At 69.5% G+C, this 21,406-nt stretch carries 13 protein-coding genes; 8 read left to right on the top strand and 5 right to left on the bottom strand.

Translation table 11 applies throughout. The annotated features are described in order from the left end of the window. Positions 1-5: 5 nt before the first annotated feature. The gene (locus tag KY661_RS07565) at positions 6-1,334 is read right to left on the bottom strand and encodes a sensor histidine kinase (RefSeq protein WP_225409569.1); all 1,329 of its coding nucleotides are present in this window, start codon (positions 1,332-1,334) and stop codon (positions 6-8) included. A gap of 140 nt (positions 1,335-1,474) precedes the next feature. Between KY661_RS07565 and KY661_RS07570 the strand changes: the two genes are divergently transcribed. Further along, the gene (locus KY661_RS07570; RefSeq protein ID WP_225409570.1) at positions 1,475-2,788 is read left to right on the top strand and encodes a chitosanase; all 1,314 of its coding nucleotides are present in this window, start codon (positions 1,475-1,477) and stop codon (positions 2,786-2,788) included. Between the two features lie 59 nt (positions 2,789-2,847). On the opposite strand, the gene KY661_RS07575 is transcribed toward KY661_RS07570, so the two are convergent. Together KY661_RS07575 and KY661_RS07580 are read right to left on the bottom strand one after the other, a co-directional pair. Continuing rightward, positions 2,848-4,512 (bottom strand): hypothetical protein, encoded by a 1,665-nt coding sequence (locus KY661_RS07575; RefSeq protein ID WP_225409571.1) that lies wholly within the window; start codon positions 4,510-4,512, stop codon positions 2,848-2,850. 34 nt (positions 4,513-4,546) lie between these two features. Further along, positions 4,547-5,623, bottom strand: a complete 1,077-nt coding sequence (locus KY661_RS07580; protein WP_225409572.1) for an AI-2E family transporter — start codon at positions 5,621-5,623, stop codon at positions 4,547-4,549. Between the two features lie 102 nt (positions 5,624-5,725). Here KY661_RS07580 and KY661_RS07585 point away from each other — a divergent pair, with 102 nt between their 5' ends. Further along, positions 5,726-6,181, top strand: coding sequence for a hypothetical protein (locus KY661_RS07585; protein WP_075005257.1), 456 nt, complete (start codon positions 5,726-5,728; stop codon positions 6,179-6,181). Between the two features lie 28 nt (positions 6,182-6,209). Here KY661_RS07585 and KY661_RS07590 read toward each other — a convergent pair whose 3' ends face one another. Next, positions 6,210-6,329 (bottom strand): aminopeptidase, encoded by a 120-nt coding sequence (locus tag KY661_RS07590; protein WP_225409573.1) that lies wholly within the window; start codon positions 6,327-6,329, stop codon positions 6,210-6,212. Between the two features lie 30 nt (positions 6,330-6,359). After that, positions 6,360-7,697 (bottom strand): DmpA family aminopeptidase, encoded by a 1,338-nt coding sequence (locus tag KY661_RS07595; RefSeq protein ID WP_225409574.1) that lies wholly within the window; start codon positions 7,695-7,697, stop codon positions 6,360-6,362. A gap of 393 nt (positions 7,698-8,090) precedes the next feature. Here KY661_RS07595 and KY661_RS07600 point away from each other — a divergent pair, with 393 nt between their 5' ends. The 6 genes from KY661_RS07600 to KY661_RS07625 all read left to right on the top strand — a co-directional run bounded on the left by KY661_RS07600 (position 8,091) and on the right by KY661_RS07625 (position 21,406). After that, positions 8,091-9,212, top strand: a complete 1,122-nt coding sequence (locus KY661_RS07600) for an efflux RND transporter periplasmic adaptor subunit (protein ID WP_225409575.1) — start codon at positions 8,091-8,093, stop codon at positions 9,210-9,212. 38 nt (positions 9,213-9,250) lie between these two features. Beyond that, complete coding sequence (locus KY661_RS07605; RefSeq protein WP_225409576.1) at positions 9,251-12,391, top strand: efflux RND transporter permease subunit; 3,141 nt, start codon at positions 9,251-9,253, stop codon at positions 12,389-12,391. Next, complete coding sequence (locus KY661_RS07610) at positions 12,388-12,933, top strand: MarR family winged helix-turn-helix transcriptional regulator (RefSeq protein ID WP_075005253.1); 546 nt, start codon at positions 12,388-12,390, stop codon at positions 12,931-12,933. Before KY661_RS07605 ends, KY661_RS07610 begins: the two co-directional genes overlap by 4 nt. A 102-nt stretch (positions 12,934-13,035) precedes the next feature. Next, positions 13,036-14,481, top strand: coding sequence for a TolC family protein (locus tag KY661_RS07615; RefSeq protein WP_225409577.1), 1,446 nt, complete (start codon positions 13,036-13,038; stop codon positions 14,479-14,481). Between the two features lie 48 nt (positions 14,482-14,529). Then, entirely contained in the window at positions 14,530-15,855 is a 1,326-nt protein-coding gene (locus KY661_RS07620; RefSeq protein WP_225409578.1) for a BamA/TamA family outer membrane protein, read from the top strand. 85 nt (positions 15,856-15,940) lie between these two features. Next, a complete protein-coding gene (locus KY661_RS07625) occupies positions 15,941-21,406 on the top strand; it encodes a trifunctional serine/threonine-protein kinase/ATP-binding protein/sensor histidine kinase (RefSeq protein WP_225409579.1) in 5,466 nt (1,821 codons plus the stop codon).

A 21,406-nucleotide genomic window follows, 5' to 3' on the forward strand; every position in this document is an offset into this window, starting at 1 on the left:
GCCGCTCAGGCCAGGGGGCGGGGGCGGGTGGGCACTTCTCCCAACGAGAGGATGAGGCGGGCGCCGCCCTCGGGGCGGTTCTCCGCGCAGAGCGTTCCCCCCACCCGGGCCACGTACTCGCGGCACAGCGCCAGCCCCAGCCCCGTGCCCTTGCCGGGCGGCTTCGTGGTGAAGAAGGGATCGAAGAGCCGGGGCATCACGTCCTGGGGAATGCCCGTCCCGTTGTCCTCCACCTCCAGCCGGACCCCCTCCCGCGTTCTCCGGGCCCGCATGAGGATGCGGGGGGGCCTGGGCGGCACCACCCCCTCCACCGAGTCCGCCGCGTTCAAGAGCAGGTTCAGCAGCACCTGCACCAGGTAGCGCTGCCCCAGCCGGACCGGGGGCAACTCCGGGGGCACCTCCAGCACCACCTCTCCCTGCCCGTGCAGGCGCATGGCCGCCATCCGCTGGGCCTCTTCCATGGCCTCCTGCGGGTGGCCCTGCTCCTCGGGCTCCAGCGTGGGGCGCGCGAAGCGCCGCAGATCCATGACGATCTGCTGGATGCGCAGCACCCCTTGCCGGGTCTCGTTCAGCAGCTCTCGCAGCTCCGTCTTCTCCGGCGACAGCGTGCCCGACAGCTCCCGGTCGAGGTAGTGCAGGTTGGACTTCACGAAGGCCAGCGGGTTGTTCACCTCGTGCGCCACGCCCGAGGCGAGCTGGCCCACGAGCACCAGCCGCTCCACCTCCGAGCGCTGGGCCTCGGCCTGCCGCCGGACGCGCTCACTCTCCGCCAGCTGCTCCAGCGCCTTCAGGCGCTCTTCCTGGGCCCGCCGCTCCGCCGCCGCCAGCTTCTGGTAGGTCCTTCCCCCGTACAGCCCGATGCTTCCAATGAGGAGATAGACCACGGCCTGCCGCAGGAACTCCTCCCACGGCACCCCCGCCCTCGCGTCGAGCACCCCCACCGCCCCCACCATCGCCCCCAGGCCCACCAGCGTGGACACCGAGGAGTCCGGGGTGAACATGGCCAGCAGGAGCGGCACGGAGATGAGCGTCACGAAATAGGGGCTCGCCGGCCCCCCGGTGTAGTCGATGATCACCGTCAGCGGGACGATGCACACCAGGCCGGACAGGGGGCTCGCCAGCGCGTGCGCCAGCCACCCCAGGCGCACGCCCAGCCCCAGCGCCATGAAGCTGCCGACCCAGAACAACTGGGCCCACAGCAGCGCGGCCGGTGGCACCCCGAAGAGCAGGCACTGAAGCCCCAGGCTCGCCAGCATCATGCCCGCCGAGACCACGAAGGTCCGTCCCTTCATCCGGCGCAGGGCATGGGGATCGGCGGTATGGGCGGCACTCATTACCCTGGAAGATTGCCTTTCCACGGGAAGCCGTCGTGGCCTCTTCAGCCCGGCATCCGCTTTAGAACAAGAAGCCTTCCAGCTCTTCCAAAAAGGCGTACTATACACGGATTTCCATTTAAACACACAAAGGAGGGCTGATGCACCAGCGTCATCACCGGACACGCGGCCAGCACTGGGTACTCATGGGAGCCGCCGCCACGCTCATCTCCTGTGGCGGAGCGGTAGGCGAAGCCGAGGCCGTTCCGGAGACGGTGGCGCAGGCCTTGGCGGCCTGTTCGCACACGGTCACCACCAACACCTACGTGGGCTCCGAGTGGTGGGGCACCCTGGTGTTCAAGAACACGGGCACGGGCACCATCACGAGCCCTCAGGTCATCTTCAATGTGCCCAGCGGCGTGACGTGTGATCACGACGAGCCCGGCTGGACGCACACCCAGAGCGGCGTGACGTGCACGTACTCCAGCTCCAGCGTGACGATCGGCGCGAACGCGTCGTACACCTTCTATTACTCCACCAACTCCAACAGCTCGTTCACCGCCACGAACGTGCAGCTCACCTCGGCCAGCTGCGGCACGGGCGGTGAGAACCCTGGCGGCACCGAGGGGATGACCGCCCACCAGAAGAAGGTGGCCGAGGGGCTCACCAGCATCTGGGAGAACGACACGCCGGTCATCGACTACGCGTACGCGGAGAACATCCACGACGGCCGCGGGTACACGAATGGGCGGGCGGGCTTCTGCACCGGCACGGGCGACGCCATCCTGGTCGTCCAGTGCTACAAGAACCTGCGCTCCGAGGCCAACGGCAACCGGCTGGCCAAGTACATGCCGGGGCTCACCACCATCAACAACCGCTTCCTGTCCACGGGCCAGTCCCAGGCCTCCACGGCGGAGCTCGACAGCGTGGGCAACTGGGTGTCCGACTGGGCCGCCAGCTACACCAACACCACCACCCGGGCGGACTTCAAGAGCTGCCAGGACAAGATCAGCGATCAGCTCTATTACACGCCCGCCATGAACGCGGCCAAGAAGTGGGGCCTCGTCAAGGCGCTGTCGAAGGCGGCGCTCTACGACGCGTTCATCAACCACGGCGAATGGGGCGCGCTGCAGCTCATCAAGGCCGCCAACACCGCGCTCGGCAACTCCGGCCAGGTGGCGCCCGCCGTGGGCTACAACGGCATCACCGAGACCGCCTTCCTGCAGAAGTTCCTGGAGAAGCGCCGGGACACGCTCGCCTCGGACTCGACCTGGGCCAGCGCCGTGGACCGGGTGGCTGCCTACGAGAAGGCGCGCCGGCGCAACAACATGGACCTGGCCACCGAGGTGCTGAACGACGTGCGCGCCCGCGACTGCTGGGGCTCGAGCTACCCGGCCAGCGGCTACACCGTCTACCGGCTCAGCCCGGATGGGAGCTGGAGCAAGGCCAGCGCCTACACGTACTCGTGTAACTGAGGCCCTGGGCCCTTCCCGGAAGCTTCTCGACGCAGTGGGGGCTTCCGGGGACGCCTCCTTTAGAAGGAGGCGGTGACGCCCCACTCGATGTCGATGTGCCGCTCGCGGGACACGCCGCCCTTGTCCCAGCCGAAGCGAGCCCCGCGGCCCGTGAAGGTGTCCTTCACCTGCGAGAACCGGCCGCGCACGCGGTACCCGACCGGGCCCCACACCTCCCCGGCCACGCCCAGCTCCGCGGACCAGCCCGAGCTGGACACCTCGGTGCCGAAATCCCTCACCTCCAGCTCGCGCTCGTCCTCGTCCGACAGGATGCCCTGGCCTGCCTTGGGGGAGATGAAGAACAGGCCCCCCGCCTCGGCGCGCAGCCACGGCTTGAGGGGAATGGAGACCTCCAGGCCCGCGGTGGGAAACAGCCGGTGCGAGCCCGTGAGCGGCACGCGCGCCTGCTCATCCACATCGAAGACGCGGCTCATCGCACCGCCGCGCACGCCCACGTAGGCCAGCTGCAACCAGGGATCCGCGAGCAGGCTGAAGGAGTAGCGGTACAGGAGCAGCGCGGAGAGCACCGTGTCCGTGGCCACCACGGTCCGCTCGGGGGTCTCTCCCGTGGAGGTGGTGATGGTCACCTGCGTCTCCGAGTAGCCCCGCGAGGCGCCCAGCTGGAGTCCCCAGCCGCGCACCCACGACGCCGAGCGCGCCAGGGGCATCAGCTCGAGCTGGCCCGACAGGCCCAGGTAGGGCGTCCCCGACTTGAAGTCGATGGTGTCGCCCACGCGCTGCGCCTCGGGCTTCGAATCGAACTCGCCGCAGGAGCCAACGCCCGGCCGCGCGCAGTAGTTGCGGAACGTCGAGATGCCCCCCAGGAAGACCCGCACCACCGGCAGGCGGCGCTCGGGCTTCGCGGCGGGCCCAGACGCGGGCGCGGCCCGGGGCCGTAGGGTGGGCTCCCGGTACACCACCCGGGTGGTGGTATGGGACTCGTCATCCTGGCGCGGCAGCTCCACCGCCACCACCGGCTCCTCGGGGGGCGCCGGGGGCTCGGCCGGAGCCGGTGCCGCGGGGGCCTGCGCCACGGGAGCCGGGGCCACGGGGGCCACCTCCTTCGCCCCCTCGGCCGGGGCCGGTTTCGCGGCCGGAGCCGCCTCGGGCGTCAGGGGCGCGGGCGCAACGGGCGCGGCTTCCGGCGGGGGCTCGGCAACGGGCGCCTGGGCCACGGCCCCCGGCGGGGGCGTGGTGGCCAGGGTGGCGATCCCGGCGGCCAACCTCCGGACCTCGCTGGCCGGCAACCGGCCCCGCGGGAGCTTCACCTGCTTGTTCCACAGCTCCAGGCCGCTGGCGCTCAGCACCCGCACGTCGAGGGACTTGGCCGCCGTGGCCGTCACTACCGCATCCAGCTTGAGGCCGGGGGCCAGGCGCGCCACCGCCTCGGGGGTGCGCGCATGGGCCCCGCGCAGCTTCGCCTGGGTGGCGGCGGCCGTGTACTGCTTGAGGGGGACGAGCTGGACCTGGCCGCCCTTGCGCAGCGCCGCCTCCACCTGCTTGCGCAGCGCGTCGCGCTTGTCGCCGTCGAAGTCGAGCACCACCACCCGCGGCTTCGCGGGGCGGTCGGCCTTCTTCTTCTGCGCCAGCGCCGCCGGCGAGACCAGCACCCAAACCAGGGCGAGCAGCGCGCTCCACCCACTCATCCAGCGTCGCGAGACCATCATCCGGAGGGTGAGGTTCACCCACCCTGCCAGCGATTGTCCACAACCACCCGCATCAGGTCTCCGCGGAGGATGCCTGGAGTGCGGGCGGGGCGACCCCGAGGAAGTCGCGCCGGTAGATGCGCACCATGGCCATGAAGATGGCGGCGATGAGCGGGCCCACCAAGAGCCCCATCATCCCGAACACCGCCATGCCGCCGAACATGGAGAGGAAGACGAGCAGCGGGTGCAGCGCCATGCGCGAGCCGCACAGCCGCGGGCGGATGACGTTGTCGATGGTGCTCACCACGCCGGCGCCCCAGGCCAGCACGAACGTGCCCTCTCCCACCTTGCCGGACAGGATGAGCAGCATGCCAATGGGCCCCCAGACGAGCGTGGTGCCCCCCACGGGGACCAGCGCGGCGATGACCATGGCGGCGCCCCACACTGGGGCGTGGGGAACGCCCACGATCAGCAGCCCCACGAGGCCCACGGCCCCCTGCACGAGCGCGGTGATGGTGTTGCCGTAGACGATGGCGTAGGCCACGTCGGAGAACTCGCGGGCGAAGGCCTGGATGTAGCGCTTGTCCAGGGGCACGAGCCGGGTGGCCTCGACGAAGAGCCGGCGCCCATCGAGGAAGAAGTAGTACATGGCCACCGTCATGAGGAACAGGTCGATGACCAGCTCCGAGCCCATGTTCAGCAGGTGCTGAATGACGGCGGCGCCCCCGGCGGCGGCCGACAGGAGCATGCGCTCCGCCTCCGAGCCCTCGGGGTCCATGCGCACGAAGCGGCCCAGGCCGTGCGGCAGGTTGGCGATGAGATCATTGCGCAGGTCCATGCGCTCCAGCAGCGCCGGCAAGTCTCCCATGAGCAGCAGCAGCTCGCGGCCCACCAGCCACCCCACCCCGGCCAGCGGCACGAGGATGAGCAGGAACACCGTCGCGGTGCAGAGCGCGGCGCACAGCGACTTTCGTCCCTTCAACTTCCGGCACAGGAAGTCCTGGACCGGCATGAACAGGACGACCAGAAAGCCGCCCAGCAGCACCGGCATCACGAAGGGAAGCAAGATTCGAGAGAAGAGGATGATCGCCAGGGCGAAGAGCCCGGCGAAGACCAGATTGGACCACCGCTTGGATTCCGCCGCCGACACGCCCCACCGCCCTGGCGCCCCCACAGCCCCTTGCGCCGAGATGAACGTAGGACTGCTCACCTTCACCAGGAAGCCCTGCCTCCCCCTCCAAGGAACCGACCAATGACTTCTGGACGTTTATGGCTCGCCGCGCTGTGTCTGCTGGCCACCGGTTGTGACGAGGAGGGGGCGCCCTGCACGGACTGCCCGGCCCTCGAGGGACGGTATGCCCTCGTCTTCGCCGAGGGGACCTTGCCCGCCGCCTGCGCCTCGGAGGGGGTGGGACTGCCCCGGGGGCCGCTGGACCTCCAGCGGTCGGGCTCGCAGCTCACCGGCAGCGTGGAGGGGGTCGCCCTGCAGGGCTCCGTCTACGCCAACAGCACGTTCCTGCTGCTGGGCAGCCAGGGACTGGATGGGGGCAGTGACAGCCTGAGCTTCAACGGCACCTACAGCGGGGGGAGCCCGGATGGCGGGACGGATGCCCAGCTCACCGGCTCCCTCACCCGGGGGTTTACACGGGCGGGAAGCGCCACCGCGCCGTGCTCCCTCGTCCGGTCCTTCACGGCTACCCGCCAGTAGAGGGAGCAGCCGTGCGGTACCGGGAGGCCTACTTCTTCTTGTTGGAGGCCTCGGACTTCGCGGCTTCCTTCTTGCGCTTGGCGCGGGCCTTCCACGCCTGACGGATCTTCATCTGGACTCGCTTGTGCTTGCTCTTGCTACGGGCCATGCGGTGACTCCTCGCTGAAAAGAAAGGGCGCTACGTATCAGAAGATCCCCCGGAAGCGGAACCCTCCGTATCGTCCGTGTCTTCGGGGGCGGGCCGGGTCGGGTACGGAATGCCCTCGGCGCCTCGCACTTCGGTCGGCAGGGCCGCGGCCACCCGCACATCCCCCTCTTTGTCCACATCCAGGGGCTTTTCCCGGGAGGCCGGGGCGCTGCTCTGCGCCAGGCGCTTCTTCACCGAGGCGAAGATGGGGCGGCAGGCGTCCACGAAGCGGCGGACCTCGTCCAGCGGCAGCGCCGGGCAGAAGTTATCGTTCACCCCCGTCATGGGCTCGGCCATGCACATGGCGTTGAGGATGGCCTCCTCCGTGGCCTCCATGACCGCCTCGTAGAGGGGGTCCAGGCGCTGATCCAGGAGGATCTTCATCTTGTAGACCATCTTCTGGGTGCGCCGGGGGATGATGTTGGCCGTGGAGAAGCCGACGACGATTTCTCCCGAGCCGTGCGCCGCGTAGCTGCCCACCCGGCCAATGCCCAGCCCCACGCGCTTGCACAGGCGGTTGATTTGATGGCTGAGCAGGGGCGCGTCCGTGGCCACCACCGCGATGATGGAGCCGTACGTCTGCCCGCGCCGGGGCACGTCCTTGAACTTCTCGGCCAGCACCTCCCCCACGGGCAGGCCGCCCACCCGCAGGTTGTGCATCTTCCCGAAGTTGGACATGACGAGCACGCCCAGGGTGTAGCCCCCCAGCGCCTCGGGCAGCTTGCGCGAGGAGGTGCCGATGCCGCCCTTGAAGTCGCACGTCACCATGCCGGTGCCGCCGCCCACGTTGCCCTCGGGCACCGGGCCCGTCTTCGCGTTCTGGATGGCCTGGAGCACGTGCTGGTTGCGCACGTGCCGGCCGGAGATGTCGTTGAGGTAGCTGTCGTCGCACTCGCCGACGATGGGGATGATGACGTCCAGCTCGTCCCCAATGCCCGGGTAGCGCTCCACCAGGTAGCGCGCCACCCCGTCCGACACCGCCCCCACCGCCATGGTGTTGGTGAGCAGGATGGGCGTCTCCACCAGCCCCCATTCCATGAGCTGGGTCATTCCGGACACCTCGCCCGCCCCGTTGAGCACGAAGCCGCCGCCGCTCATGCGCTCCATGAAGATGTTGCCGTTGTTGGGCAGGATGGCGGTGACGCCCGTGCGCACGGGGCCATGGCCGGGCCGCAGGGGGCCCTCGCCATGGATGAGCGTGCAGTGGCCGACCAGTACCCCCTCCACGTCGGTGATGGCGTTGTAGCGGCCCGGCTTGAAGCGGCCCAGGGGGAGACCCAGCTCCCGCGCGCGCACACGCGGTCCATTCATTTCGAGGGGAGCGGACATAGGGCAGGCAAGCTAGTCCAGCCTCACGAGGGGTCAACCGCCTTGCGCACCCCGGGCGAGTCCTGTCCGGGTGGACGCGCGCAGTCCTCACGAAAGGATGGCGCCCTTCCGGCGCGTCCCGTACTACAAGCGCGCCCTGATGCAGTGCGGCGTAGCCTCCCCCGGCCGCTCCGGCCACCCCCTCTCGGGTGCCCGTGGAGCAGGCAGCCCAGGTAGCCCTGGCTGTCATACCTGGCGTGGATTACCCACCACGCGGGATAGCCGCACACAAGATATTCTGTATTGCAGGATATCTAGATTGGGGTATATCCCCGTCCAAGATCTTTTGGCTGATGTATCGCCGGGGTTCCGGGAGAAATCTCCCGAGGCAAGACCGGCAGGAGCGGGACGACCGTGACGAAGCGCATCGGAGTGAAGGCAGTGATGGCGGCGGCGATGGTGGCGGTGGCGGCGGGTGGGTGCTCGGGCGGCGCAAGCGCCAAGGCGGCCCTGCCCGCTCCTGACGCCACCCAGACGTCCAACGCCCTGGGCGTGAAGGCCATTGCCCCGGCCACGAAGCTGGAGGCCAACGTGATGCAGGCGACGGGGCAGCTGCGCTCCAAGCAGGAGGCCACGCTGAGTGCCCGGGCCTCGGGGCCCCTCACCCGCGTGCTCGTCAAGGTGGGCGACAAGGTGAAGAAGGGCCAGGTCCTGGCCCAGCTGGACACCGACACCCTGCAGATCGCCGTGGAGCAGGCGGCCGCCGCCCGGTCCGCCGCCGCGGCGCTGCTGGATGGCGCCACCATCGACGTGGAGCGGGCCCGCAAGCTCGCCACCTCGGGCAGCCTGGCCCAGTCGGGGCTGGACAAGGCCGAGGTGGGCTTCCGCCAGGCCCAGGCCCAGGCCGCCCAGGCCTCGGCCGCCTACAAGAACGCCCAGCAGATGCTGAAGGACGCGAGCATCGTGGCCCCGTTCGACGGCGTCATCACCGCGCGCAACAAGAACGTGGGGGACATGGTCAACACCAGCACCAACATCTTCGGCATCGTGGACACCGAGGGCCTGGAGGTGCGCGTGCTGGTGCCCGAGGCCATCATCGACCGCATCCAGCAGGGCACCGTCGCCCAGGGCACGCTCAACCCGAGCGGCGCGCGCTTCGAGGTGAAGGTGGCCAACCTGGGCGCCGTCATCGATCCGCAGAGCCGCACCGTGGAGGTGCTCGCGGACGTGGTGCCCGGCAAGTCCGAGGCCACCCTGCGTCCCGGCGCGCTCGTGGAGCTGGACTTCTCGGCCGTCGCGGGTGAGGCCGCCGGGGACCAGGGCCTGTTCCTGCCCGCCCAGGCGGTGAGCAGCAAGGGCCAGCAGGGCTTCGTGTGGGTGGTGCAGGACGGCAAGGTGCAGCGGCGCGACGTGAAGGTCCAGCGCGTGCTGCCCGGCTATGTGCGCGTGGTGGAAGGGCTGTCCTCGCAGGAGCAAGTCGTTGCCGACGCGAGCCTTCCGATGAAGGACGGCACCGCCGTCCGCGTGGTGCAGTGAACCTTTAAAGCGAGTCGAGCGAAAGCCCGCCAACCACCATGAATCCTCTCAAGACATTCATCAAAAGGCCCATCTTCACCGCCATGCTGATGGCGGCGGTGGTCGTGTTCGGCCTCTTCTCCTATCCGCGCATCGGCGTGGACCAGTTCCCCGACGTGGAGTTCCCCGTCGTCACGATCACCACGGTGCTCCCGGGCGCCGACCCCGAGACGATCGAGAAGAACATCTCGGACCCCCTGGAGGAGGCGCTCAACACCCTCAACGGGGTGGACACCCTCAAGTCCGTCAACCTGGAGAGCGTCAGCCAGATCATCATCCAGTTCACGCTCGACACCAACCCGGACATCGCCGCCCAGGACGTGCGTGACCGCGTCCAGGCCACGCTCCAGCAGCTGCCCGAGGAGATCGACACGCCGGTGGTCGAGAAGTTCGACATCGGCGCGGCGCCCATCCTCACCCTCTCGCTCTCCGGCGCGCTGCCCATCGAGGAGATGACGCAGCTGGCGGAGGACGTCGTCAAGCCCGCGCTCCAGCGCCAGGGCGGCGTGGGAAGCATCACCGTGGTGGGTGGCCGCGAGCGGCAGATCCAGCTCGTGGTGGACCCGCAGCGGCTGCGCGGCTACGGGCTGGCCGTCAGCGACGTGAGCCAGGCCATCGCGGCCCAGAACCTGGACGTGCCGGGTGGCCGGGCCACCGACAGCGGCCGTGAGCGCGTGGTGCGCCTCACCTCGGAAGTGAAGAACGTGGAGGAGCTGCGCAACCTCATCATCGCCAGCCCCCAGGGCGCGCCCATCCGCATCCGCGACGTGGCGGACGTGGTGGACGGCCCCGAGGAGGCGCGTGGCGCGGCCAGCGACGCGGGCCGCACGGCCGTGGCCCTCACGGTCCGCAAGCAGTCGGGCACCAACACGGTGCAGGTGGCCGAGAGCGTGACGGCCTCGCTCGCCGAGCTCAACCGCACCCTGGAGGCCAAGGGCGTGTACGTGTCCACCATCTCGGACAACTCGCGCTTCATCCGCTCCTCCATCGCCAGCGTGCAGTTCGACATGGTGCTGGGTGGCGTGCTCGCCGTGGTCATCGTGCTCGTGTTCCTGCGCAACCTGCGCTCCACCATCGTGGCGGCCATCGCGCTGCCCGTGTCCGTGGTGGGCACCTTCGCCATCATGGCGGCGCTGGGCTTCACCTTCAACATGATCACCATGCTGGCGCTGACGCTCTCCATCGGTCTGCTCATCGATGACGCCATCGTGGTCATCGAGAACATCGTGCGTCACATGGAAGAGGGCAAATCGCCCGCGGAAGCCGCGCTCGAGGGCACCGGCCAGATCGCCGTGGCCGTGCTCGCGGTGACGCTCGCCATCGTGGCGGTGTTCATCCCGGTGGCCTTCATGGAAGGCATGATCGGCCAGTTCTTCTACCAGTTCGGCGTCACCGTGGCGGTGGCGGTGATGATCTCCTACTCCGTGTCGATGATCCTCACCCCCATGCTCTCCAGCCGCCTGCTCCAGGAGCACGGGGGCCCGGGCAACAAGGTCAGCGCCGCCATCGAGCGCATGCTGGTCGCCACGGAGCGCGGCTACCACAAGGTGCTGGAGAAGGTCCTCCACTGGCGCTTCGTCTCGCTGGGCGTGGCGGTGGCCATCCTCGTGCTCACCATCATGATGGCGGGCTTCCTCAAGTTCACCTTCATCCCCTCCTCGGACAACGGCAACATCAAGGTCGCGGTGGAGCTGCCCATCGGCTCCACGGTGGAGGACACCCAGGCGGTGGTGGCGTCGCTGGATCAGCAGATCCGGGCCCTGCCGGGCATCGCCTCGACCTTCATCACCATCGGTGGTGGCGTCCAGGAGCAGGTGAACAAGGGCGACATCCACGTGAACCTCGTGTCCATCAAGCAGCGCAACTTCGGCCAGGAGGACCTCAAGACCTACCTGCGCCAGAACCTGCCGCAGCGCCCGGGCGTCATCGTCTCCGTGCAGGACATCTCCGCGGTGGGCGGTGGCGGCAACACGCAGCAGGTGCAGTTCAACCTGCGCGGCGACAACTGGGAGGAGCTGATCGCCTCGGCCGAGAAGGTGCGCCAGTTCATGCTGAAGAACCCCGGCCTGGTGGACGTGGACTCCACCTACCGCTCCGGCAAGCCCCAGTACGACGTGCAGGTGGACCGCGAGCGCGCCGCGCAGCTGGGCATCGCCCCCGCCCAGCTCGGCTCCACGCTGCGTGCCTTCCTGGGCCAGGACAAGATCGCCGACTACCGCGAGGGCGGTGAGACCTACGACATCACCGTGCGCCTGCCCCCGGCGACCCTCGCCTCCGCCGAGGCCATGGGCCAGCTGCCCGTGCGCGCCCCCAACGGCACGCTCGTGGAGCTGCGCAACGTCGCCAAGATCGTCCCCTCCGAGGGCCCGGTGCAGATCGACCGCGAGAGTCAGAAGCGGCAGATCACCATGCTCGCCAACCTGGCGCCGGGCTACAGCCTGGGCGAGGCCATGAGCTCCCTCACCTCGTACGGCGCCCAGGAGCTGCCCAAGAGCGTCATCTACGACTTCGCGGGTAACGCCAAGGAAATGGGCAAGACGGTGTCCGCCTTCATCCAGGCGCTGCTGCTCGGCATCGTGCTGCTCTACATGATCCTCGCCGCCCAGTTCGAGAGCCTCATCCACCCCTTCACGATCATGATCTCCCTGCCCTTCTCCTTCATCGGCGCCATCGGCGCGCTGCTGGTGACCGGGCAGGCCATGTCGATGTTCGCCTTCATCGGCATCATCATGCTCATGGGCCTGGTGGTGAAGAACGGCATCCTCCTGGTGGACTTCACCCAGCAGCTGCGCGAGGAGGGCAAGAACGCCCACGACGCGCTGCTCCATGCGGCCCCCATCCGTCTGCGGCCCATCCTGATGACCACCATCGCGATGATCGCCGGCATGGTGCCGGTGGCCCTCGCCCGCGGTGACGGCGCCGAGACGCGCGTGCCCATGGCGCTCGTCATCATCGGTGGCCTCATCACCTCCACGGTGCTGACGCTCGTGGTGGTGCCGGTGGTGTACTCGCTGCTGGATTCGCTCTCCATGCGGTTCAAGCGCCGCAAGGGCCATGGCGCGCCCCACGTGGTGCCGCAGCATGCGGCCCACGAGGTGCCGGAGACGGCTCCCCGGAGCCGGGTGGGAGGGGTGTCATGATTGAAACCCCGCTGTCGCCAGAGCAGGCCCCGGCGCCGGAGCAGTCCTCCGCGCCGGAGCTGCCTGCCCACCTGCGCGACATGGGTTCCCGCCTCCACGAGATGCTGATGCGGGCTGGCCGCACCCGCTCGATGTTGAGGGATCCCATCTCGCTGCTGTGCGAGAACCTGCAGCTCAGCTCGCCCCAGTTCCACGTCATCATGTGGCTGGGGTATGAGGGGCCGCTGCACATCGGCGTGCTCGCGCGGCGCGCGGCCATCCACGACAAGAGCATCACCGGGGTCGTCGACCGGCTCGAGAAGATGGATTTCGTCGAGCGGACGCGCTCGCCAGAAGACCGGCGCAGCGTCTCCATCCAGCTCACCGCGGAGGGCCAGAAGCTCTACGCGCAGATCACCACCCTCATCGAGACGGGGCTCGGCAATCTTCTCGGCATGCTGGAGCCCCACTATCAGACCGCGCTCTTCGACATCGTCGAGCGTCTCATCCAGGGCATGAGCGCGAAACAGACCGGCTGCGCCCCGCAGCCTGTCGATACCTAGCCCCCGTTGGTCCAGCCCGGCGCTTGGAGCGGGTCCCTGCAAAGGGCCCGCAGCGCCCCCTGTGCATCCTCTTCCTTTCCTCGAAGCCGTCTCTCGACCTTTATGTTTATCCGCACCCTCCTGTCCGGCCTCTTGTTGACCCAGGCACCCAGCGCCTCCGACGCTCCCACCCGGGAGGCCCCGGAAGCAGCGGCACCCTCTTCTCCAGAGGCCGCCGCCGCCTCGCCCACGGCGCCCTCCTCCACCACGGCCCCCTCGCTGCCCGTGCTCTCCTTCGAGCAGGCCATCAACCTGGCGGAGAAGCAGAACCCGAGCCTGGAGGCCGCCCGTGCCCGGCTGCGCCAGGCCGATGAGCTCAGCAACAAGGCATGGTCGGGCTACCTGCCCAACATCGTCCTCAATGCCTCCTACACGCGGCAGCAGGAAGTGCTGATTCCGCTCCTCCCGGATCAGCCCCCCGTCGCCATCCAGCAGGCCAACCAGCTCGGCGCGCAGGGCACCCTGCGGCAGGCGCTGATCGTCCCGCAGCTGTGGCCCGCCATCCAGAGCGCCTACCTGGGCGAGCGCGTCGCGGCCCTGACCGTGGAGGATGCGCGCCGGCAGCTGCTCTTCGCCGTGGCGCAGGCCTATCTGGGGGCGGCGAGCCTCCGGGACTCGCTCGCCGTCCAGGAGCAGCTGCTCGAGGTGCGCCGCGGCTTCGAGCGCGATGCCCAGGTGCGCTTCGACGTCGGTGACGTGGAGCGCCTGGCCGTGCTGCGCGCGACGCTGGACCGCAAGCAGGCCGAGCAGGAGCTGGTCCGCAGCCGCAACTCCTATGCCTCTGCCCGCAGCTCGCTGGCGGCGCTGCTCGCGCGCCCCGTGGACTTCGACGTGGCCCCGCCCAGTGAACCCGAGGTCGCGGTGCCCGCCGAGGCGGCCAACCCGGAGACCGCGGAGCAGACGGCGCTCGACAAGCGCCAGGACGTGGGCGCCGCCCGCCTCAGCGTGGACATCGCCCGCCTCGGCCGCCGGCAGTACATCTTCCAGTACTTCCCCAACCTCTACGCCACCGGCGGCTTCACCGCGAGCAACGCCGCGGGCCTCACCGGGCAGACCACGGCCTGGACCGCGGGCCTGGCGCTCTCCTGGACGCTGTTCGACGGCGGCCTGCGCGAGGCCAACATCCGCGAGGGCTCGGCGAAGATCGCCGAGGCCAACGCCAACCTGCGTGGCGCCGAGCAGCGGGCGCGCGACGAGGTGCGCCGCGCGGCGCTGGAGCTGGGCACCGCCGAGGTCAACCTCAAAACGGCCGAAGACCGGGTGAAGATCGCCCGGGAGACGGCGCGTCTCACCAAGGAGAGCTTCGAGGCGGGCGCCGCCACCTACCTCCAGGTGACGGACATCAACGCGTCGCTGGCCGCCGCGGAGCTGTCGGCCGTGGCCGAGGAGCTCAACCTCCGGCTGTCGCGGCTGGCGCTGGCCCGGGCCATGGGGCTGTTCGATCCCACCGGCAACAGCCTGGCCGAGCCCTCCGACATGCCGGAGCCCGTGAAGTCCTCCGCGCGTTAACCTCCTTCGCGGTCCTCCGGCTTTATGGTGAAGACACATCCCCACCCGGTGTCTGTCCGTTGGCTGCGCACCCTCACCGCCACGGCTTCCGTGGCGGTGCTGGCCCCGATGACTTCGGGGGCGCAGGAGCCCGTGCCGGAGGTGCTCGAAGAGGCCCTGCCTCCCGCCGAGGCCGCCCCTTCCGTCCCGGAAGCGGCTTCGCGCGAGGAAGAGGACAGCCGCGTCGAGCGGATCGAAGTCAAAGGCAACACGCGCACCCAGGACTTCGTCATCCTGCGCGCGCTGCGCGTGGCCCCGGGCGATGCGGTGAAGCCCGACATGAAGGGCGAGCTGAAGCGGCGGCTGCTCAACCTCAAGCTCTTCAAGAGCGTGGAGGTGCTCACCCAGCCAGGCAGCACCGGCGTGGTGCTCCAGGTGGTGGTGGAGGAGCGCTGGACGCTCCTGCCCGTGCCCTTCTTCTCCAGCGGCAAGAACCGGTGGCAGGCCGGCATCTTCGCCCTGGAGTCCAACCTGCTCGGCCTCAACAAGGTGCTGGTGGGCGGCGGCATCATCTCCAACCGGGGCGGTAGTGCCTTTGCCCTCTATAAGGATCCCGGCATCCTCGGCAGCCGCTGGACAGGAGATCTCTCGTTCCTCTTCTCCCGGGCGGATCGCGAGCGCTACCAGGACGACGCCATCGCCGACAGCTACGAGGACCAGCGCCTCGATTTCGGAGGGGTGCTGGGCTACCAGCTGACGCCCGAGCTGAACGTGGGCGCGGGCTGGTTCAGCCTCACCAACCGCCCCTCCGTGCGGGAGGGCTACACGCTCTCGCCGCCCCGGAGCGATGTGCACGGGGTGACGGTGGCGGCGGAGTACCAGGGCCAGGACTTCCACTTCTATTTCAACGAGGGGCTCTCGGCCCGCGTGCGCTACCGCGAGGGACTGAACTTCCTCGGCTCCGCGCGAGATCTGCGTCAGGTGTCCCTGGGCGCCAGCTACACCCAGGCGGTGTTCAGTGACCACTCCCTCACCTTCAGCGGGGCCTACGAGCGCTCGAACGGCGACCCCACGCTGGACGCGGTGCTGTTGGGAGGCCGCACGGGCAGCCGCGGCTTCGTCAACGCGGGCCTGTGGGCCGAGGAGGCGGGCATGCTCACCGTCGAGTACCAGGCCCCCCTCTGGAGCCCGCGCTTCGCCACCTTCACCGCCCATGCCTTCGTGGATGTCGGTGCCACACGCTGGAACAGCCACCCTACCCGATATGTCGCCCCGGGGGTGGGTTTGCGCGCTTACCTGCGAAATCTGGCGATCCCCGCCGTGGGTTTCGAGTTGATCCGATCTCCGGACACGAAAAAGCTCGTCACCAACGTGGCCGTCGGCTTCGCCATGTAGTGGCCCCAGGGCATGGCTGCACGGGTCATACCGCTTCGCTAGGCTTGTCCGGGAGACCCCACCGGCAGGGGCTCCAGGGAGCCCCATGGCCAGTCGGGCGGGATACACCTTCCACGAGACGATTCACGAGAGCTCGCGCTCGATGCTCGTTCGCGCGACGCGGCTCAAGGATGAGTGCCCCGTCATCCTCAAGCTGCCCGGCAGCGACTACCTGGACCGGCGCCGCACCCTGGAGATCCAGCGCGAGTACGCCATCGCCCGCCGCGTGGAGGGCGATGGCATCATCCAGGTGTTCGGCGTGGAGGAGTTCACCGACCGGGCCGCGCTCGTGCTGGAGGACTTCGGCGGCCGTTCGCTCCACCACCTGCTGGAGGAACGCGGGGCGCTGGGGGTGGAGACGTTCCTCGACTACGCCATCCGCATCACCACGGCGCTGGGGCACATCCACCGGCATGGCGTCATCCACAAGGACATCAAGCCGCAGAACATCATCGTCAACCCCGACACGGGGCTGCTGAAGATCGCCGACTTCTCCATCTCGGTGGCCATCGCGGTGGAGGCCGTTACCCCCGACAACCCCACGGTGCTCACGGGAACCCTGGCCTACATGGCGCCCGAGCAGACGGGGCGGATGAACCGCGGCGTGGACTACCGCGCGGACTTCTATGCCCTGGGCGCCACCTTCTTCGAGCTGCTCACCCACCGCCACGTCTTCGAGTCCGAGACGCCGCTGGAGCTGCTCCATGCCCACGTGGCGCAGATGCCCCCCTCGCCCCGCGAGCTGGTGCCCGCCATCCCAGAGCCGATCTCCGCCATCGTCGTCAAGCTGCTCGCCAAGGATCCCGAGGCCCGGTACCAGACGGCCTTCGGCCTCATCGCGGACCTGGAGGAGTGCCGGCGCCGCCTGAAGGAATGGCAGCTCGTCTCGTCCTTTCCGCTGGGCACCTCGGACCGGACCCACCAGTTCCGCCTGCCCCAGGGCTTCTACGGGCGCGCCGCGGACGTCGATCAATTGAAGGAGGCCCACGAGCGCGCCGTGAAGGGCAGCAGCGAGCTGCTCTTCATCACCGGCTCGCCGGGCATTGGCAAGTCCTCCCTCGTCAACGAGCTGCACCGGGTGACGGCCGCCCACCAGGGCCTGTTCGCCACGGGCAAGTGCGATCCGCTCCAGCGCGGGGTGCCCTTCGACGCCGTCCATCAAGTCCTGAACCACCTCGTCCAGCAGATGAGCGAGGAGGGCGGCCCGGAGACGGCGCGCGTCCAGCGGCGCCTGAAGGACGCGCTGGGCGTGAACACGTCCGTGCTCGTCCAGGCCGTCCCGGAGGTGCGCGCGCTGCTGGGTGAGCAGCCCCCGCCCACCCCGCTTCCGTCCTCCGAGTCCCGCAACCGCCTCAACCGCGTGCTCGTGCAGGCGCTCCAGGCCTTCACGCGGCCCGAGCGCCCGCTCGTCATCTTCCTGGATGATCTCCAGTGGGCGGACGTCGCGACGCTCTCGTGGATGCAGTCGCTGGCGTGCGAGCCCGACAGCCACCACCTGCTGCTCCTCTGCGCCTACCGGAGCACGGAGCTCTCCCCTTCCCATCCCCTCGAGCAGGCCCTGGCCAGCCTGCGCTCCGCCGAGAGCCCCTTCCAGGAGATCCGCGTCTCCCCGCTCGGCATCGAGGAGGTGGTGCGGATGGTGCGCGAGGCGACCTCCGCCGAGCCCCTGAACGCGCTGGAGCTGGGCCAGCTCCTCCACGCCCGCACCGGCGGCAACCCCTTCGCCGTGCGCGAGTTCCTGCGCTTCTTGCACGACCAGCGGCTGCTGCGCTTCGACGCGAGCGCGGGCCGGTGGGATTGGGATCTCGCGCAGATCGACGCCCGGGAGATTCCCAACGACGTGGCGGACCTGATGGCGGCCGAGATCCGCCGCCTGCCGCCAGAGACCACGGAGGTGCTCCAGTACGCGGCCTGCCTGGGCAGCGTGTTCCACTTCAAGGACCTGACCGTGGTGCGCCAGGCCACCGCGGCGGAGACCGCGCGCACGCTGTGGAGCGCCATCGAGCAGGGGCTCGTGCTCCCCCTCAGCAAGGACTACCTGCTGCTGGATCCCCAGGGTGGCCTCGTCCTGCCGGCGGATCTGGAGCTGACCTTCCGCTTCCTCCACGAGCGCGTCCGCCAGGCGGCCTACCTGCAACTCCCCCAGGAGGAGCGCGCCGGGCGGCACACGCAGATCGGCCTGCGGCTGCTGGAGGATGCCCGGGCGGCAGGGGCCATCGAAGCGCGGGCCTTCAACATCCTGCCGCACGTGGCCTACGCCCCGGAGCAGGTGAGCACCGCGGCGCTGCGCCAGGAGCTGGCGGACCTGCACTTGAAGGCCGGGCGCCAGGCGAAGGCCTCGGGGGCCTACCGCACCGCTTGCAACCTGTTCCGCACCGGCATCGCGCTGCTTGACGTCACCGCCTGGCGGGACGAGTACGAGCGGATCCTCCCGCTCCAGCTCGAGCTGGCCGAGTCCAGCTACCTGGCGGGGGACTTCGCCGCGGCCTCCACGGGCTTCGCCACGCTGCTGGAGCAGGCGCGCTCCGTGGCGCAGAAGGCGGACGTGCTCGCGATGCGGGCCACCCTGGCCTCGCTCAACAGCCAGCACACGGAGGCCATCCAGCTGGGCCTGGAGGGCCTGCGGCTGCTGGGCGTGGACCTGCCCGCGGAGCCGGGCCAGGCGGAGCTGGGCCAGGAGCTGACCGCCGTGGCCGAGCGGCTTCAGGGCCGCCGGGCCGCGGCGCTGCTCGGGCTGCCGCCCATGAGCGATCCCAACCAGGAGCTCGCGCTCAACCTGCTGGCCAGCATCGCGGCCTCCGCGTACATGGTCCATCAGGGGCTGTTCGCGCTGCTGGCGCTGCGCATCGTCCGGATCTCCCTGGAGCATGGCCACAGCAGCCTGTCCGCCTTCGGCTACGTCATCTACGGCGTGCTGCTGTCCTCCGTCATCGATGATCCCGCCACGGGCAGCGAGTTCGGCCAGCTCGCCGTGGAGCTGTCCGCGCGCTTCCGGGCGCCCATGCTGCACGCCCGCGTCCGTTATCTGCGCGCGGGGCTCATCGATCACTGGACGCGCAACGCCCGCGAGGGCATCAGCGAGTTCACCGAGGCCTACAAGGGCTCGATGGAGAGCGGCGATTGGATCTACGCGGGACACTGCGTCATCGTCCGGCTGTGGCGCCGCCTCTCGGTGGGAGATCCGCTGAAGGAGCTCCAGGCGGAGAACGGCCGCTTCATCGAGTTCCTCCAGACGAAGCGGGATCCGGATGCGCTGGAGATGTTCCTGGCGGCCCACCGGACGGTGCTGGCGCTCACCGGCAGCGAGGAGCCCCTGCTCCAGAGCACGCCCCGGAGCGAGGGGAACACGGCCCGGGCCTACCAGGCGCTGGGCGAGCTGGAGCGGCTCTACCTGCTGAGCACCCCGCAGGAGGCGCTGGCGAAGGCCGAGGAGGCCGAGCCGCTGCTGCCCTTCGTGGCCGGCCTGTTCCAGGTGGCCACCTTCGCCTTCTACCACGCGCTGAGCGCGGTGGCCGTCTCCACGGGGGAGAGCGAGGAGCGCCGCGAGGAGCTGCTCCAGGTGGCCGAGCGGCACCGGGCCTTCCTGGAGAAGTGCGCCCGCCGGAACCCCGGGAGCTTCGCGCCCTACTTCCTGCTGGTCAGCGCGGAGAAGGCCCAGGCGAAGGGGCACGACGACGAGGCGCTCGTCACCTTCGAGCGGGCCATCGCCGCAGCGAGAGAGAGCGGATTCCTGGGTGTGGAGGCGCTGGCGTGCGAGCTGACCTTCCGCTTCCTCACCCTCCGGGAGCGCCGCATCATCGCCTCCGCCTACCTGCTGGAGGCCCTCTACGCCTACGAGCGCTGGGGCGCCACGGGCAAGACCCGGCTGCTGACGCAGGAGCAGTCCAACCTGCTCATGTCCCAGGGCTCCACGCTGCGCTACTGGAACCCCAAGGCCCGGGGCGGGACGACGGCCACGGAGCGCGGGGCCACCACCCACCCGAGCACCCAGCCGAGCACGCACCCCAACACGCACCCCACCTCCCCCACCTCGCCCACCAACTCCGAGTCGCTCGTCGAGTCCCTGGACATGGCCTCGGCGATGAAGGCCTCCCAGGCCATCTCCAGCGAGATCCTCTTCCCCCAGCTCGTCGACAACCTCATCCACGTCATCATGGAGAGCGCCGGGGCCCAGCGCGGGGTGCTGGCGCTCAAGCGCGGGGCGGACTACTTCGTCGAGGCCTCGGGCGAGGTGCGGCGCCGCGACATGGCCCCGGAGCCGCCCCACCTGCTCTCCCAGAGCAGCGCGCTGTGCCGCCCCGTGGTCGAGCAGGCCCTGCGCGCCGGGACGCCGGTCCTCCTGGACGATGCCTCCTCCACGGCCCCCTACCAGAATGACGAGTACGTCATCCGCAACGGGGTCCGCTCGGTGCTCTGCATGCCCATCCGTCACCGGGGGCAGACGCTCGGGCTGTTCTACCTGGAGAACAACCTGACGCCGGGGGCCTTCAACGCCAGCCGGCTCAAGGTGCTAGGCATGCTCACCGCCCAGGCCTCCATCTCCATCGAGAACGCGGAGCTGTACCGGCGGCTCGAGGACTACAGCCACACGCTGGAGGAGCGCGTCGCGGACCGGACGCAGGAGCTGCACAGCAAGAACGCGGAGCTGCACCGGGCGCTCGAGACGCTCAAGACCATGCATGCGCAGATCGTCACCCAGGAGAAGCTCGCCTCCCTGGGCTCGCTCACCGCCGGCATCGCCCACGAGCTGAAGAACCCGCTCAACTTCGTGACCAACTTCGCCCTGCTGTCCACCGACCGGGTGCGCGAGCTGCGCCAGGAGATGCGCCCGCTGCTCCAGCCCGGCCTCGACAAGCCGCAGATCGACCGGCAGCAGGAGGAGCTCAACACCCTGCTGGACGAGCTGGAGCTGAACACCCAGAAGATCCGCGAGCACGGCCAGCGCGCCAGCGGCATCATCGACGGGATGCTCCAGCACGCGCGCAGCAACCGGGGCGAGCGGCGGCGCACCAACGTGAACCAGCTCGTGGAGGAGGCCGTCCGGCTCGTTCACCACGGCCTGAACGCCAAGAGCTCCCGGCGCAACGTCGTCATCGAGACCTCCTACGACACCCAGGTGCCCGAGGTGGACCTGGTGTCCGACGACATCCGCCGGGTGGTGCTCAACCTGGTGGACAACGCCTGCTATGCGGCGAGCGACAAGGTCCGCCCCGCCGAGCCCGTCGAGGAGCCCCGGGTGAAGGTGTCCACCCGGTGGACGGGCAGCAACGTGGAGATCCGGGTCCGGGACAACGGCCAGGGCATTCCACAGGCGGCGCGCGAGAAGCTCTTCACCCCGTTCTTCACCACCAAGCCCACCGGGGAAGGCACCGGGCTGGGCCTGTCCATCAGCCACGACATCGTCGTGGTCTCCCTGGGGGGCAAGCTGGTGGTGGAGTCCGAGGAGGGCCAGTACGCGGAGTTCATCGTGGTGCTGCCCAGCGGCCCCCGCTCCCAGTCCCCCCGCGCCTGA

The sequence above is a fragment of the Allostigmatella hybrida genome, assembly GCF_020103775.1.
In the GTDB taxonomy this organism is placed as follows: Bacteria; Myxococcota; Myxococcia; order Myxococcales; family Myxococcaceae; genus Hyalangium; species Hyalangium aurantiaca.

Bases quoted from the DNA above. Each gene is read 5' to 3' on its own strand.
- KY661_RS07570 (WP_225409570.1), top strand. From the start codon at position 1,475: ATGCACCAGCGTCATCACCGGACACGCGGCCAGCACTGGGTACTCATG.
- KY661_RS07565 (WP_225409569.1), bottom strand. From the start codon at position 1,334: ATGAGTGCCGCCCATACCGCCGATCCCCATGCCCTGCGCCGGATGAAG.
- KY661_RS07615 (WP_225409577.1), top strand. From the start codon at position 13,036: ATGTTTATCCGCACCCTCCTGTCCGGCCTCTTGTTGACCCAGGCACCC.
- KY661_RS07585 (WP_075005257.1), top strand. From the start codon at position 5,726: ATGACTTCTGGACGTTTATGGCTCGCCGCGCTGTGTCTGCTGGCCACC.
- KY661_RS07595 (WP_225409574.1), bottom strand. From the start codon at position 7,697: ATGTCCGCTCCCCTCGAAATGAATGGACCGCGTGTGCGCGCGCGGGAG.
- KY661_RS07625 (WP_225409579.1), top strand. From the start codon at position 15,941: ATGGCCAGTCGGGCGGGATACACCTTCCACGAGACGATTCACGAGAGC.
- KY661_RS07610 (WP_075005253.1), top strand. From the start codon at position 12,388: ATGATTGAAACCCCGCTGTCGCCAGAGCAGGCCCCGGCGCCGGAGCAG.
- KY661_RS07590 (WP_225409573.1), bottom strand. From the start codon at position 6,329: ATGGCCCGTAGCAAGAGCAAGCACAAGCGAGTCCAGATGAAGATCCGT.
- KY661_RS07605 (WP_225409576.1), top strand. From the start codon at position 9,251: ATGAATCCTCTCAAGACATTCATCAAAAGGCCCATCTTCACCGCCATG.